This window comes from Silvibacterium acidisoli, from assembly GCA_022870745.1.
In the GTDB taxonomy this organism is placed as follows: domain Bacteria; phylum Acidobacteriota; class Terriglobia; order Terriglobales; family Acidobacteriaceae; genus Silvibacterium.
The window spans coordinates 608883-624606 of sequence record CP085323.1 but is presented as its reverse complement, the minus strand read 5'-3'; the positions used below and the strand labels follow the sequence as shown (position 1 = coordinate 624606).

The window sequence follows — 15724 nt, the reverse complement described above, 5'->3', positions numbered from 1 at the left end:
AGAGCCCTGTTGCGGCTACGGTTCGGAGCCAGGCAACTTGGCGCCCTTAAGGTTGTCTTCAGCTATGGAGGGTAGACTCCCTCTATCAGGAGGTAGCTGGGTTCGCTCAGCTAAGCGCCTGCTTCAGAATGATGCGGGTCTCAGGGATTCCTGAATGTCCCATCAAAAGGAAGGTCTTCACGGCACCTTTACGAGAGGAATCGCGCCAGGCTTATGACGTCTCATGATTGGCGATTTCTCTTGTTTGCTTTGGGATTGACGGGATTAGCCGGAGCACAAGGTCTCAAGCCAATGCACAACCCTGCTGCGACTGCACAGGGTGCGGCGATGATCGCGTTATCACCTCAGGTCCCGCAATCGGGCTCCGCATCCGGCGGAACCTACACGATGCGCGTGGATGCCGACGAGGTGGTTCTCAACTGCACGGTCCTCGATTCCAAAGGGAACCTGGTAAACAACCTGACAAAAGAGGACTTCAAGGTCTCGGAAGACAAGATTCCGCAGAAGGTCATTTCTCTTCAGCATCAGGACACGCCAGTGTCCATAGGGCTATTGGTCGACAACTCCGGTTCCATGCGGAGCAAACGTGCCGCGCTCACCAAGGCCGCGCTAGATCTGATCAGATCGTCGAACCCTGCAGACGAGACGTTTGTGATGAACTTCTCGGATCAGATCTATCTTGACCAGGACTTCACGGCTGATCTGTCGCTACTCCAGAAGGGTCTCAGCCACGTGAACGCCTCTGGCGGTACGGCCTGGTATGACACGATCGTGCAGGCTTCGGAAAAGATGGGAAAGTCAGCGCAGAGAAGCAGACATGTCCTGATTGTGATTACTGACGGCGAAGACAATGCCTCCCGGCTCTCGCTGGACAATGCCATTCATAGTGTTCAGGACATGGAAGGACCGATCGTCTATTCCATCGGTCTGTTGTTTGACGGCGACAGCGGTCGAGGTGAGGTTCATCACGCTCGGCGAGATCTGGAGACGCTCTCAAAGGAAACCGGAGGGATTGCATTCTTTCCGAAGTCCCTGCAGGACATCGATGCCGTTGCTGCGGAAGTCGCCAGGGATATACGCAATCAGTATGCCCTTGCGTATCACTCCACACGAACACGAACTCCCGGGTATCACACCGTCGTCGTTCAGGCGCATCATGAAGAGACTGGAAAGCTGGTTGTCCATACCCGTGCGGGCTATCTTTCGCGAGGAGCCTCGGAGCAGGACAGGAAGCCCCACGAATAGCAGCGGCTCGTCCTTTATTTAGCCAGCCTCTTCTCCTCTATCACAATTCAATCCGGATCACTGCTCTATCGTGATCGTCGGCATCCAGCCAGGTGAGCGGCGAATCCTTATGTCAATTTTCAATAACCAGGGCGAATTCTAAGGTTCCCTTAAGGCCAGTTTTGTTTATTTGAATAGCCTATGGTTGTCGCGGTCATGCGGAAGAGGCTCGCATCCATCTGGGCTTGAAAGGCGTGACAAACGCTACTCTTCACACTAAGCAGAAAGGCTCACTCGATATGGCTAATACTCTTGATCGTCGCCGGTTCCTTCGCCAAAGCTTTGCGTTCAGCGCCGCTGCGGCGATGACGCCCTTGGCCTCGCTCGCAATGCCGCTCCATGGCCAACCCAGCCAAAATGCGTCTCATCTTCTGATGCTGGGCGACTGGGGCCGGCGCACAAAAGATCGAGCCCAGGCAATCGTGGCTCAAAGCATGATCGATTACACACGAGATCAGAAGTTGAACACTCAGGCCCTGCTTATGCTTGGCGACAATTGGTATGACGACCTTCCAGATGGAGTAAACTCCGCCCGCTGGAAGACCGACTTTGAAGACATGTATCCCAAGTCGGTATTCAATTGCCCGGCATACGCCATTCCCGGAAATCATGATTATCAAACCATGCCCGAGAGCAAGGTGGCCGCGGAGCTCGCGTACGCCAGGAAGGGAAATACCCGTTGGACGATGCCCTCTCTCTGGTATCGCTTTGAGTTTCCTCAGAAGAATCCACTCATCACGTTCATCGCCCTCGACAGCAATGTATTTCATGAGGGCGGCAAGCCGGAGAAGCACGACTACAACTTCACCCTTACGCCAGAGCAGCAGGCGGAGCAGCTAACGTGGCTCACAGCAGAGCTCGACAAGCCACTGGCCACGCCCTTTCTTGTCGTCATGGCGCATCATCCGGTGTACTCGAACGGCCCCCATGGAGATCATAAGGTTCTGATCCGTGACTGGGACCCGCTCCTGCGCAAACATAACGTCCATCTCTATCTTGCCGGTCACGATCACGATCTTCAGCATCTTGAGTTCGAGGGACATCCGACCTCCTTCTTCCTCTCAGGAGGCGGAGGAGCCGACCTTTACGATTTTCGTCCAGAGGCCGAGGGTCGAGGTCCGTGGGCACAGAAAGTGCACGGCTTCAGCCACTTGGAGGTCACCTCATCGTTGCTGACAATGCGGCACATTGACGCCAACGGCAAGATTGTCCATTCCTTCACAAAGACACCAGATGGGAAAATCTCGGTTGCTTAGCGGCTGCTTCCTTGACTCAATTCGAGATGCAAGAAGAAGGGCCATCCTTGATCGGATGGCCCTTCTCATCTGTTGCTACAATCTTTCGAATCTAACACCGACTACTTGTAAAGAGCTTTCTTGCTTGGAATCTGCTTCTGGATGTCATCACGAACCGCGACTCCGATCTTGATGGCCTCTTCCTCGTCGCTGGCCTTGGTAAATGGCACTTCCATGACTACAAATCCGCCGTCAAGGTCGCGCCCCTTTGCATCGGTCAGCGGAAGAAGCAGATCGAAGGTCTTATCCTTGTCGAGCTTCTTAGCAACAGGCTTACCGGTGGCAAGATTCTTCAGATCACCCTCGGAAGACTTTTTCCCGATCTTAGACGGAGTGATATTGGCAATGATGACGTTGTCCGTTTCTCCGGGCGGGACCGCATGGATACCGAGCTTTACGAGCTCGTCATTGTGAGCGGCCTTCACCTTGTTCACCAGGTCCTCGGCGAACGGAGCGTGAACGTGCATATAGGTCGAGGGATCCTGTGCGGGCGCTTTTGCCGGCTTATCCTGAGCAAAAATAGCCGATGGGGCCACACTCAAGGCTACGAGAAGAAACATTCTTGCTGTCGAAAGTGACATGGATCAGTGCTCCTGGTGAATTGAGTTGGTTGCCGGGTTCATGCAACCGGCTCTGAATGGATTCGAAAAGAACTGCCTTAGATCAATCTTAGAAATCAAGCAGGTAACAGCTATTTAATAAACCGGGGATTTGCTTTTAACATTCATCCAGTTCTAATAGCCAGACATGAACATCCTCATCATCGAAGACAATAAGAGGATTGGTAATCTTCTTCGCCAGGGCCTGATGGAAGAAGGCCATCAGGTATCCATCTCTGAGCGCGGAGACGAGGGCCGGGACTTGTTGTTGAGTGTGCCCTTTGACATTGCGGTGCTCGATATCATGCTGCCGGGCCTCGATGGATTCAGCGTGCTGCAGCAGATTAGAGCAAGAAAGTGCGATATCCCTGTACTCATGCTTACGGCTCGGGATACGATGCCCGACATCGTGCACGGTCTGAATCTCGGCGCTGACGACTACCTCACAAAACCATTCCAGCTTCAGGTTTTTATCGCGCGCATCCGCGCGCTCAGCCGCCGCCGGCCTGTCATCGAACCCTCGTGTCTTCTTGCGGGAGACCTTGTATTGGACACGATGAACCGGGTCGTCATTCGCAACGGCCAGCCGATCGGACTCACCAAGAAGCAGTATGCCCTGCTCGAGCTGTTGATGCGGCGCAAGAACCAGCTTGTCACTCGAAATCAGGTCAGGGAGGTTGGCTGGTCTTACAATTCGGATGTAAGCGATAGCAGCATCGATTTCTATATCCACAGCTTGCGCTCGAAGATTGATCTGAAAGGTCAGGAGAGCCAGATTCGTACTGTGCGGGCGCTCGGTTATACGCTGGTCGCGACGCCATGACGATCAACCGGCAGTCTCTGCGGGTACGTGTCTGCATCCTGTACATCCTGTTTACCGTTGCGACCATGATCGGTTTGGGGGGCTTCTCGTACTGGTATCTGGATCGGGCTCTTGCCAGCTCGCGGCAGCGCACGATGGAAGCCCGTGAAGACCGGCTGTTGCAATTTGTAAACTCATGGCCGGACTCAGGCGCTCCTGTGCCCTTGGCAAAGAAGCTGCAGCAACTGACTCTGGCCATAGCTACGACCGACATCATTCAGCTCTATCGTTTGGACGGCAAGCCTGTATTTGCCTCACCAGGGTCGGATGAGCTGAAGGTTCCGTGGCCCGATCAGGACTGTCTAGAACGATGCTACGGATTAGTACGTCAGGGCGGTCACCGAATCCGTACGCTCAATCACGTCATTACACTCGATGGACAGCGTTATCGCCTCTCTCTGTCTGGCAAGATTGACGAGCATTTCGATGTTCTCAATGCCATCCGCAACTCTTATTTCCTGGTATGTCCGTTGATGCTGCTGCTCTCGGTTGGAGGTGGCTTTGTCCTGAGCGGGCGCGCTCTTGAACCGATCAATCGCATCTCTGTAGAAGCGCAAAGTATCGGTATCCAGGATCTGAAGCGAAGAATTCCCGTGCCAAATACCGGTGATGAGCTCCAGACTCTCGCGGAGACATGGAATCAATTGCTTGCACGGTTGGAGATCGCAGTTGAGAGGCTGGCTCAGTTTGCCAGCGATCTATCGCATGACCTGAGTACGACAATTACGATCATGATGACAACTGCTGGCCTGGCTTTAAGCCGGGATCGGTCGCCAGAAGAGTACCGCGCAGCGCTGAAGAATATCAATATCGAATGTGAAGCGACGGCGCAGCTGCTGGACACGATGCTTGCGATGGCACGAACCGATCTTGTTCATCAAAAAATCGAATGGAAGCCGATCAATCTCACAGAGCTCGTCATCGAAGTCTCTCGTCAATTTCAACCGCGCGCTGTTCTTAAAGGCCAGACGATCGCGATCGAAGTGCAGGATGAGGTCTGGACAAACGGAGATTTATCGTTACTACGGAGGATGGTCTCCATCCTTTTAGATAATGCCATCAAATACACACCGGATACCGGATCGATTACCGTGTCTCTCGCACGCCGCGACGACGATTATGAGCTGCGTGTGAGCGACACCGGCATTGGCATACCGGAGCATGCCATTCCCAGGATCTTCGACCGCTTCTACCGGGTCGACGAGTCCAGGCCCGAGAGCGGAGAAAGCAATGGCCTTGGGCTTGCCATCGCCAAATGGGTGGTTGAAGCCCATCGTTCGAGGATAGATGTAGTCTCCAAGCCGGGGCAGGGGAGCACCTTTACGGTGTCGATTCCACAGGTGCTGCAAACGAAGCTGTCGGAGACAGCCTACGCCCAGTTGTCATAACTTTTTGGATAAATTTCTGTTTCACGGCCTTCAGCTGAAATTCAGGTTCGCTCGCTATTCTGATCGAGCGTGACCTGTGAATGCGAATCTTAATCGTCGAAGATGACCCCAAAATGTCGCTTTTGCTCCGTGATGCCCTTGAAAAACAGGCGCACCGGACATTCCTTGCTTATGACGGAAACGAAGGCAGGGAGATCGCTCTCGGCCACCAGTTCGAGGCCATCATTCTCGACGCAATGCTGCCCGGTATGGATGGCTATTCGGTTGCGCGGTCTCTCCGTAATGCCAGGATTTCAACTCCCATCATCATGCTCACCGCAAGAGATGCAACCGCAGATGTTGTCCGCGGTCTGGACTCCGGCGTAGACGATTACCTCACGAAGCCGTTTGCTTTCGAAGAGCTGTTCGCGCGTTTACGTGCTCTGGGACGAAGGATGATGTCATCGCCGGCACTCATGTATCGCCTTGAAGATCTGGAATTGGACCCGCTTACTCACACGGCATCAAGGGCTGAAAGAAATATCTCTCTGACACGTACGGAGTTCTTGCTGCTCGAATTCCTCATGCGCAACCCTCACATGGTTTTGCGAAGGGACGCCATCATCGATGCAGTTTGGGGTTATGAGCGAACGGTAGAAAACAATACTCTCGACGCCTTCATGAAACAGCTTCGTTCCAAGATCGACGGAGATTCCGAAATTAAGCTGATCCACACAGTTCGAGGATTTGGTTACAAGCTCACGGTGGAAGGCAATCTATGACCCTGACGATACGAACACGGCTTACGATCTGGTACGCATCACTGGTGATGCTCATACTCGTTGTCGTGTGTTTCGGAATCGTCCTGTCGGCGCGTTGGGGGCTGCGTCATGCAGCGGACCAGGAATTGACCTCGGGCATCGACGGAGTCGCGGCCTTTCTCAACCACAAACTCGGAATGAACGACATGGGCAACTTGAACGAGGAGCTGCGGGAACACTCATCCCTATTGCCGCGCGGAAAGATGTTCAGAGTCACTCGTCCCGACCGTACCGTTGTCTATCAACCTGACATGATGGCTGTTGTTCCGCCGATCGTTCCTGACCCCGACAATCTCCGCAAAGAGAGTATCGAAGCCAAGGGCCGTTCCTATCGAACTATCAGCCGCTTTGCTAAGGTTGGGCCCTACCTGTTTCTGATTCAGGTAGCAGTCGATCAGACGGAATATCAGGAACTCACTACCGGTCTATTGTGGATATTACTGCTGAGCGTGCCTGTTGCCGGTCTTCTGTCCGCACTCGCTGGCTACTGGATGAGCGGACGCGTGCTTTCGCCCATCGATCAGATCACAAAAACGACGAACTCTATCGACGCCAGAAGTCTTTCACGCAGGTTGCCTCTTTTAGGAACGAATGATGAGCTGGACCAGCTCTCCATTACGATAAACCGGATGCTTGATCGCATCGCGACGTCTTACGAAAGGATCGAGCAGTTCACCGGCGATGCCTCGCATGAGCTGCGGACTCCTGTGGCTCTTATTCGGTCGAATGCCGAACTCCTGCTCATGCTCGGAGATATTCAACCCAACGTCAGGAATGGCCTCGCTGACATTATCGCCGAGAGCGCATACATGACGGGACTGATCGGCGACCTGTTGACGCTTGCGAGGGGAGCTGAGGAGGGAAAAGCGAGCCCGATGGAGTTGATTGAGCTCGCCGAGCCGGTCCGCTCCATTCTCGACCGTGCGCGATCCCTGGCAAGTACGCGCGACATCACAGTGGAATACGCGCCACTCTCCCAGATCGTACCTATACGCGGTAACCAGGCGATGATCGAGCGAGTCCTGATGATTCTCATCGACAACGCGATCCGTTATACGCCACCTCACGGACGAATCCAGTTGGAAACATGGGTAAGCGAGAAGGGATGCGGCTTTCTCGTCAGCGATAACGGTATTGGAATCGCACCGGGCGACCAGAATAAGATTTTCGAGCGTTTCTTCCGTGTCGACGCAGCCCGAACCCATGGCGATGGAGGATATGGTCTGGGCCTCTCGATCGCAAAGAGCCTTGTCGATTTCCATCGCGGCTCGATTCAGGTCGAAAGCGAGTTAGGGCAAGGCTCAACTTTCCGGATCGGTTTTGAACGCGGAGACGTCACGCGGCAGTTGCCGGTTTATCAGTAAAACAAAGGTATCCGACTCAGAAGAAATTCAGGTACTTCGAAGTACATATAGGCTATGAAGTCGTGCCTGTTATCTGCGATTACAAAGCTCTCTCTCGTTTTTCTTCTCATCCCATGCGGGCGCCTCGTAGCTCAGGTCAGTGTCTCGGGCACAATTGTCGATCCGGATGGAGCAGCAGTCCCGGATGAGGACGTGATCCTGAAATCACCGCGTGCCGCAGATCAGAATGTGGCCAGGGCCAGTTCCGACTCAAACGGACACTTTCACCTTCTGCGTGTCAAACCCGGGAACTACGATCTTCTGATCCCCGGAAAATATGGGTTCGACGATTATCGGTCGCCGCTGCACGTGACTGCCAGCATGCATGAGGTCACGATCAAGCTCAGCACGCCCAAGGTCTCAGAGACCGTCACGGTCGCAACAGAGACGCCTCAACTCGAACTCGACAACTCATCGAACCGCGATCAGGTCTCAGCCTCCGCTTCGCTGATGGAAAAGGTCCCAGTGTTCGACCAGGATTACATCGCAGCCCTCACTCCGTTTCTTGACCAGACAGGTGTGGCAACGATGGGAGTCTCCATCATCGTTGACGGAGTTGAAATGAAGGGAACAGGTGTCTCGGCCTCAGCAATTGCCGAAGCCCGAATCAACAATGATCCCTATAGCGCAGAAACGAACCGCCCGGGCAAAGGCCGCATCGAGATCATGACCAAGCCGGGCTCACCGCAATTCCACGGCACGCTGAATTTTACTTTCAGAGATTCGACCTTCGACGCAGCGAACTACTTCGCTGTCTCGAAACCGTTTGAGCAAAAGCGAATTTATGAGGGCTCGATTACGGGGCCAGTTCCGGTTGACCATAAGACGACTTTTTTGCTCTCAGGAACGCGGCAGGAGGATAACCTCCAGTCCGTTGTGCACGCCAACATTCCATCGGGACTGTTCACGGCGAATGTTCCCACGCCGGTTCACGATACTGAGTTTGCCGCGAGAATCTCACATGACTTCTCGCCTACACATCGCATTTCCTTTCAATACAACGTCACCGACACCATCTCGCGCAATTTCGGAGTTGGCGGCCTGGTTCTCGCTGAGGCTGGTGTAAACACGCAGGCACGCGAAGACGACGTGATCTTCAACGATCGCTGGATCGTCTCCTCGACACTACTCAACCAGTTGCAGTTGTTTTATGAGAAGGATCACAACCCTACTCGCAGTGTCGTCAACGCGCAAAAGATAACGGTTGATGGTGCTTTCACCGGCGGCGGAGCACAAGCGGATCTGCTCAACACGGAGAACAACGGCAAGATCAATGACATCGTTAGCTGGAGCCACCAGAAGCACTACGTGAAGTTCGGTGTAAACATTCCCAATCTCAGCCGCCGCGCCTGGGAAGATCATACGAACCGGCTTGGAACCTACAACTTCTCGAGCATCGGAGACTACCGGTCGGAGATTCCCTACTCGTTCACACAGCAGGAAGGCGTCGGCCGCACCGTCTTCTGGATGAATGAGATCGGAACATTCGTGCAGGATCAGATACAGCTCCGTCCTAACCTGCAGTTCACGGCTGGGCTTCGTTACGACTGGCAGACGTACTTCAAGTCCGGCCTTGATTTCGCTCCGCGATTTTCCGTCGCATACTCGTCGCCGGACCGCAGGACGATTCTCCGGGGTGGTGCCGGCTTGTTCTACGATCGTTCAGGCGTGCAACCGATGGCTGATCTGAAGCGATACAACGGGGTGATCATTCGATCGTTCACGCTTCTCAATCCGGCATACTCCAACCCCTATCCTGTAGGCACGAATCTCGCGACGCTACCTACAAATCTTGTTACACGTACGGATGCCACTCGCATCCCGTACACCACAAATTTCAGCGCCGGTGTGGAAAGAGAGATTGCGAAGGGACTGACAGTCGCTGCGACCTACCGGGGAACCATCGGCGTGCATCTGTTTCGGTCGCGAGATATCAACGCTCCAGTTCCACCGTTTTATGACGCCGGCCGTCCTGACCCCAACTTTGGAACAGTTCGACAAATCGAGTCGGAGGGCAGGCAGGTCGGCAACGCCCTGGACCTGACCCTGCAAGGGAAGGCAAGCCGGTGGTTCTCCGGAATGGCGCAATATACCTTCAGCCACACGGATAACAACACCGGCGGCATCGCGTGGTTTCCCGCAAATCAGTATTCTCTTGAAGGCGAATACGGCCGCGCAGACTTTGATCAGCGGCACCGCTTCAATCTGCTCGCTACGTTTAACGAAGATCATTGGGTCAATCTTGGCGCGGCGGTGAAAGCGTACTCCGGCCTTCCTTACACGGAAACATCAGGCGTCGATGCGTTTAACACAGGCATCCTCAACGCACGTCCGGCGGGCATCAGCAGAAACACGCTGGAGAGTGGCGGTACCGCGGAGCTCGATCTCCGTTGGAGCCATGACCTTCTGGTTCCCCGCAAAGGGGCTGAGAAAATACCGGCCTTCTCCTTCGCGGTCGATGCCTTCAACATTACTAACCGCACCAATTTCATGTCATATGTTGGGAATGTGCAGTCTGCATTCTTTGAACAACCCACAGCCGCAGCGCCAGCCAGGCGGCTGCAATTTACTGCCAGGATCAAGTTCTAAGCGAACTTATCGGATCCATGGCAGGAGCGGCCACCAGGAATTTTGCTCCTGCTGCCGTCGTCACTTTATCGATGCTGGAAAAAACTAAGGGCGAGGGTGGCATACTGCCAAGATCCCTCGCCCACATACTGCTGCACTTCGTATTCCGCTAACGCGTAGGAGTTAGTTGAAAGGCTGCCGAGTGTCTCTTCCAGACCGGATAATCAGTTCCATTACTGTTACGCCAGAGGATTGCGTTGAGTTGCTCAGTGGGCACATCATCCGGCTCTTTCCAATCCATTTTGGATGATGCGAGTGCGTCACTCTTTTCCTGGCCGCTCAAGGCATTGAGATCAGGATTGCGTTCATAGATGGACTGCTTCGGTTCGACTGCCTGGTAAGGAGTAAGGTCTGGCGTCGCCTGGAAGCTCGCTCTCATGTCGTTCGCGATCAGGTCAAACACCGACATGGGGCGAACACCAAAGATCATCTCAATCGTCTTCACCATGCTTACTTGTGAGTAGAAGGTGGAGTCGATCGAACCGCGCTTCGTGTAGGGACTCACTGCTAACGCTACGGTGCGATGCCCGTCGACGTGATCCAGCCCATCCTGCGCATCGTCCTCGACAATGAAGATGAGCGTTGACTTCCAGAATGAAGAATGAGAAACACCTTCTACGATCTGCCCGATCGCAAGGTCGTTATCTGCCAGGCATGCTTTCGGTGTCGAAAACCCAGGAGTCGTTCCTTCTGTATGGTCGGATGGCATCTGCACCATGACAAGATTGGGCATGGTGCCCTGATGTTCCCACTGCTTCAGATGCCGAAGGAAGATTCTCGCACGTGTGACATCGGGGACCTTCAAGCCGTACGAGGGAAAATCCGGAATCAGATATTGATTCAGCTCTGCGATCGGCGCTTTCGTATGAAAGGTATCCGGAAAATCGCTGCCCTGTTTGTATTGATCGAGTAGCTTCGCGCGGAGATCGCCGTTCTTGCCGCCCATCTCTCCCACGTATTCTCCAAAATCCGCGAAGGTCTTGTGATTCGCGATGAGATGATCCCAGAGAAAGCCGGAGCCCGCGAAGGCTAGTGGGTCGTCACCGTTCTTCGGGTAGCTGCGACCGTTATAGCCGGGCCAGTAAGCGTAGTCGGTTTCCGCAGCCTGGGTAAGCCATTGGTGTCCATCTGCGCTGTTGCCGCCGTTCGCAAAGAAGTTATCAAGGAGGACGAATTCCTTCGCCAGCTTCCGATGGTTTGGAATTACGTCGTCCTGGTACTGGTTGAGACTTGGATCTCCGTTGCCTTTTCCAAGCGATCCAAAATACTGATCGTAGCTGCGGTTTTCTTTAATGATGTAGATGACGTGATCGATCGTCGAGCGTTCGCCAAGCCGAGCAGGGATCGGTCGTGAAGCAACGTTGGGCCGCGCTGAAAGATTCGGCATCAGCTCGCCAGGTAGTCCCAGATGGTTGTCTTCTGCAACAGCGATACTGTATCTCTCCAGCTCGACTTCATCCGGCACCGGAATGATATGAACAGTTCCACGGTCCGCATGAACATAGCGGCGATTCATGTTGAGTCCGGGCTTCATGCCATCCCGCTTCTCACGTGCAAGAAGGTTCGGGCTGTTCCAGCCGGTCCCTACTCCGAGCAGCGTGGAGACTGCAATAAACTTGCCGTCAGGGCTCACCACCACATCATCCGGGTACCAGCCCGTCGGGATAAAGCCGGCTACGTGCGGATGAGGACTCTTCAGGCTTACGACGCCGACGGCGTTGATGCCGGCACAGGCCACATATAGAGAAGAGTGATCAGGAGAAAGGGCGACGGACTCCGGCGAGATCCCCGCAACCTTTTTGTTAAAGGGCTGGAGTGTGATGCTCTCAAGCAGGCGGTTTGCCTTTGTGTCTACAACGGAGATCGTATCGGAGTTGCTGTTCGCGACGTAGAGGCGTTGGTGTGCCTCGTCCCACGCCATTCCCGACGGATGAAATCCGACCTCGATAGTGGAGGTAACCGTACCGGAGAGAAGATCCACTCGGGCAACGGTGCCGCTGTTAACAAGGCCATGTTCATCGACTGACACCTGATCCGCATGATCTTCTGGGCCGGTGGCTGCAGTCCTTTCACCCGGTTTAGGAAATCTGCCGCCCCAGTTGCTGACATAAGCCACGGAGCTGTCACGATCAACAACAGCACTGAAAGGCGCGATGCCGGTTTTAACGGTCGTCACAACCTGCTTCGACTCCAAATCAATAATTGCGGCCTCGTCGTTGAATGTCAGGGCCACGACCGCCAGCCGTTGTCCGCGGCTGTTTTTCGCCGTGCCGATTCCGAGGCCGCCTGCCTGATGGTCGCCGAGTTTCTCCGCAATCACAGCGCTCTTGCCGCCCCCGAGCGAGACCAACTGCACCACCGAGTTCTTGCCCTTGGCTCCGCCAGACAAGCCACTCATCACAGGAGAATGGCTGCCTGGATCGTAGGCCAGCCCCTGCATTCCAACGCTGATGGGAGAATCGATAACGCCGGCCATGTGATTCGTTTCAAGGTCGATCTGAAAGACGTGCGAAGAGTTTTGCCCCAGTGTTGCCGCGTATACCGATTTCCCATCTTCACTAAAGATGACACCATTGACGCGGCTCTCGAAGACGCTTTGCAGGCCGGCGGGAGTGATGCCCTGACGGCTCGGAATGATTCCCGGATCGACAACGGAGTTGACAGGACCAACTGCCTTCGTTGGTTTTGCTTCTTCCTGGCCAACCGGTCCCATCTTCTGAGGGCCCTGCCCTGTAAGCTCCTGGGCACGTCCGAATCCGCACAGGCAGCTAAAAGAAAGGAAGGAGACGACTGCCACTCCCGCAACGACTTTGGTTTGATTCCACTTCATATTCTGACTTCTCCCGCTTTCTGAAAGTTCATTGATCCAAAGCTCTTTCCGTCACCTGTGCGAACGACATTATGCAGATTCCCGCAGAACGGGTCGAATCGACCCGAGCGTCGTTGCACGTTCGACATTCAAAATAAATTCCACCAGTTTGTCGCAGTGAGTCTTTCCAAGGATCGATTCGGTTAAATCCTGAAACTTGGTGACCACTTCCGCGCGGGGCATCGGATTCGCTACAGTTCCGCGGACCGCATCCACCCGTTGGCTGTATGTCGATCCATCTTTGGTAGAGACTTCGACGACAGCGATCAGCTTTGGCAACAGCTTCTCAAGCTCGTCATCCCCGATGAGCTGTATCTTCGATCGTTCCTCTGTGACAACTGGATCGTTCATTCGGGCAAGGTCATGGGCTGCCCCGAATGACACTGTGCCATCCACAAGCATCACGGCCAGCATCTGCTGGAGAGAAATATCAGGAAGTTGACGATTGTTGACCGTCTTCGCACTGCTGCTTGCAATTCTCACCACTACTCGTTCTACAGACTCGCGCTTCAGGGAGTGCTGGCTCATGATCAGTTCAAGAGCATCCAGGGGAGCCTGGATTGGCGAGCCAACGGTCCACTTTTTAATATTGGTTCTTGTCACTTCATACCGCTGGCCGAGCTGCTCGACCAGCTTCCCGGGGTTTGCTTCAGGAGCAAACGCCAGAAGAAAGTTATCCGCACCCGAGAAGACATCTGAAACACCGGTCGCGCCTAAGCGGATCAGCTCGGCCGCCATCACGCCATTGCGAGCCGGCATGCCGCCGAAGACCAGTGACTTTTCGATGTGTTCCGAATCACGTTGCCACGCTGCGATTCCTGCGTCCTGCTGGGAGGCGAGATCCAGGAGCCATCGCATCTGTCTCGCGTCCAACCCCGCGGCGCAGCCCGATGCGGCGGACGCTCCAAACGTGTTCGCCATGCCATGGGCGTCGTGATGAGTCTCTGACTGAAATTCTGCTCCGCCAAGAGTCATCAACACGCGGGTGCCGATGTCATAGCCGAGAACGACAGACCGCAGGAACTGGGCACCGTTGATTTTGTAATACTCCCCAGTCGCAAGTGCAGCCGGAATCACTGCGCAACCGGGATGCGAATGCGAGGGGGCATGGGAGTCATCTGTCTCGTCGGAATGAGCGAGCATTCCATTGACCAGTGCCGCTTCTGCAGGAGAACATAACAGCCCGGAACCGGCTATTGTCGCGTCTCTCTCTCCTGGATGGTTCTTCGCAAAAGCCAGGGCGACCTTGCCTGGTGGAAGAGTAGCGCCTGAAATCATCGCGCCTACCGTGTCGAGAATGTGGAGCTTGGCCTGCTCGATTACGGCATCAGGCAACGGTTGATCCTTAGCCCTGCTCATATAGTCACTCAACTGGGACATGACCGGGCTAACAGCGGCGCCGTCTGCGGGGATATCCTGCGCTCTCATAACGCAAGACGGCAGCAGCATTGCTGCTGCCGCCTCAGTGGAGCGGTGCAAGAAAATTCTCCGGGTCAGGATTCTAGATTTCGAAACGATTGGCATGTTTGTTACTTGCTCACCACCAGGACACCAAATGTTCCATCTGTGATCGTCTTCTTTGGCTTTTGAGAAGGATCAGCGGCAGGCGTCGTGATGACTGTTGCGGCAGGAAGAAATATCTTCTCTGTTTTCTTATCGAAAGCCATGGTTTTTGCGCTTGGCTGCGTCGTGACAGGGTCGTGCGCCACGTACTCGTCGGGACCTTTTTCTTCGATTACGGTCAGGTTGCCCTCGCCATTCGAGAAGAAGATCAGATAATTCTTTGCGTCAAATCCCGCCGCATCGGTTCCCGATCCAGTAGGTAGAGTGGTGATCTGTTTGCCCGTGGTCGCATCCAGAACAGCCATCGTCTTGCTATGACCGCCCACGAAGATCCGCTTATTCTTCGCATCAACCGCAAGCCCAGTAGGAGCCTTGATCCCATCCAGAGGGAAATGTTGTTTAACCTCCAGCGTTTTCGCATCGAATGCTGCTACCTCGTCCTTATCCTCGAGGGCGACATAGATCAAGCCATTCTTACCGGGCGCTGCACCTTCTCCGTTGCCGCCTACATTCACCGTTCCCACCACATTGCCGGTGGTTGCATCGATCGCGGTGATGTCGTGTGACTTGTGGTTGTTGGTAAAAACTCGCTGCGTGTCGGGATCGAAATAAATACCGTCCGGCCCCTTGCCGACATCGATCTTCTTGATAACGGCCAGGGTGGCAGTATCGAACATAGTGACCTTGTCTTCTTTGCCATTGCTGGTGAAGCCATGCTTCAGCTTGGGAGCAACGGCAATGCCGTGCACCCCAGGTGTGTCTTCAATCGTGCCGATCGCCGCCCCGGTGTCAGCGTCAAGCACATTTACGCGGACTGAATGGGAAACATAGATACGGCGTCCCACGCTATCGACGGTGATGTAGTCCCAGCCATCATTGCCTGGGATGGAATAACGCGTCTGCACCTTATAGTCTGCTGCTTGTGCTACCGCGCAAATTCCGAGCAAGGTCGCAGCGATTGCAAAGTGATTAAGCTTTCTCATGATCTTTTCCTTGGAGCTTTCTGATATGTTCATCGTCGGAGAGGAAAGAA

General features: G+C 54.4%; 11 protein-coding genes. 7 read left to right on the top strand and 4 right to left on the bottom strand.

Features of this window, described 5'->3' with window-relative positions:
- The first annotated feature begins 213 nt into the window (after positions 1–213).
- Together LJD29_RS02600 and LJD29_RS02595 are read left to right on the top strand one after the other, a co-directional pair.
- Positions 214–1245: a VWA domain-containing protein gene (locus tag LJD29_RS02600; RefSeq protein ID WP_446744196.1), complete on the top strand. Its 1032-nt coding sequence runs from the start codon at positions 214–216 to the stop codon at positions 1243–1245.
- Positions 1246–1523: 278 nt separating this feature from the next.
- A complete protein-coding gene (locus LJD29_RS02595) occupies positions 1524–2540 on the top strand; it encodes a metallophosphoesterase (RefSeq protein ID WP_446744195.1) in 1017 nt (338 codons plus the stop codon).
- Positions 2541–2641: 101 nt separating this feature from the next.
- Here LJD29_RS02595 and LJD29_RS02590 read toward each other — a convergent pair whose 3' ends face one another.
- Entirely contained in the window at positions 2642–3160 is a 519-nt protein-coding gene (locus LJD29_RS02590) for a hypothetical protein (RefSeq protein ID WP_446744194.1), read from the bottom strand.
- Positions 3161–3326: 166 nt separating this feature from the next.
- On the opposite strand from LJD29_RS02590, the gene LJD29_RS02585 reads away from it, so the two are divergent.
- The 5 genes from LJD29_RS02585 (at position 3327) to LJD29_RS02565 (ending at position 10220) form a co-directional block, all read left to right on the top strand.
- Entirely contained in the window at positions 3327–4001 is a 675-nt protein-coding gene (locus LJD29_RS02585) for a response regulator transcription factor (RefSeq protein WP_446744193.1), read from the top strand.
- A gap of 197 nt (positions 4002–4198) precedes the next feature.
- Complete coding sequence (locus tag LJD29_RS02580; protein ID WP_446744192.1) at positions 4199–5428, top strand: ATP-binding protein; 1230 nt, start codon at positions 4199–4201, stop codon at positions 5426–5428.
- Between the two features lie 80 nt (positions 5429–5508).
- Positions 5509–6189 (top strand): response regulator transcription factor, encoded by a 681-nt coding sequence (locus LJD29_RS02575; RefSeq protein ID WP_446744191.1) that lies wholly within the window; start codon positions 5509–5511, stop codon positions 6187–6189.
- A complete protein-coding gene (locus tag LJD29_RS02570; RefSeq protein WP_446744190.1) occupies positions 6186–7592 on the top strand; it encodes a sensor histidine kinase in 1407 nt (468 codons plus the stop codon). The genes LJD29_RS02575 and LJD29_RS02570 overlap by 4 nt, the downstream gene beginning before the upstream one ends.
- A 192-nt stretch (positions 7593–7784) precedes the next feature.
- Positions 7785–10220 (top strand): TonB-dependent receptor plug domain-containing protein, encoded by a 2436-nt coding sequence (locus LJD29_RS02565; protein ID WP_446744189.1) that lies wholly within the window; start codon positions 7785–7787, stop codon positions 10218–10220.
- Positions 10221–10368: 148 nt separating this feature from the next.
- On the opposite strand, the gene LJD29_RS02560 is transcribed toward LJD29_RS02565, so the two are convergent.
- The 3 genes from LJD29_RS02560 to LJD29_RS02550 form a co-directional block, all read right to left on the bottom strand.
- Entirely contained in the window at positions 10369–13089 is a 2721-nt protein-coding gene (locus tag LJD29_RS02560; protein ID WP_446744188.1) for a bifunctional YncE family protein/alkaline phosphatase family protein, read from the bottom strand.
- Positions 13090–13158: 69 nt separating this feature from the next.
- The gene (locus LJD29_RS02555) at positions 13159–14508 is read right to left on the bottom strand and encodes an MmgE/PrpD family protein (RefSeq protein ID WP_446745867.1); all 1350 of its coding nucleotides are present in this window, start codon (positions 14506–14508) and stop codon (positions 13159–13161) included.
- 149 nt (positions 14509–14657) lie between these two features.
- On the bottom strand, positions 14658–15674 hold the full coding sequence (locus LJD29_RS02550) for a YncE family protein (RefSeq protein ID WP_446744187.1): 1017 nt from the start codon (positions 15672–15674) through the stop codon (positions 14658–14660).
- Positions 15675–15724 lie beyond the last annotated feature (50 nt).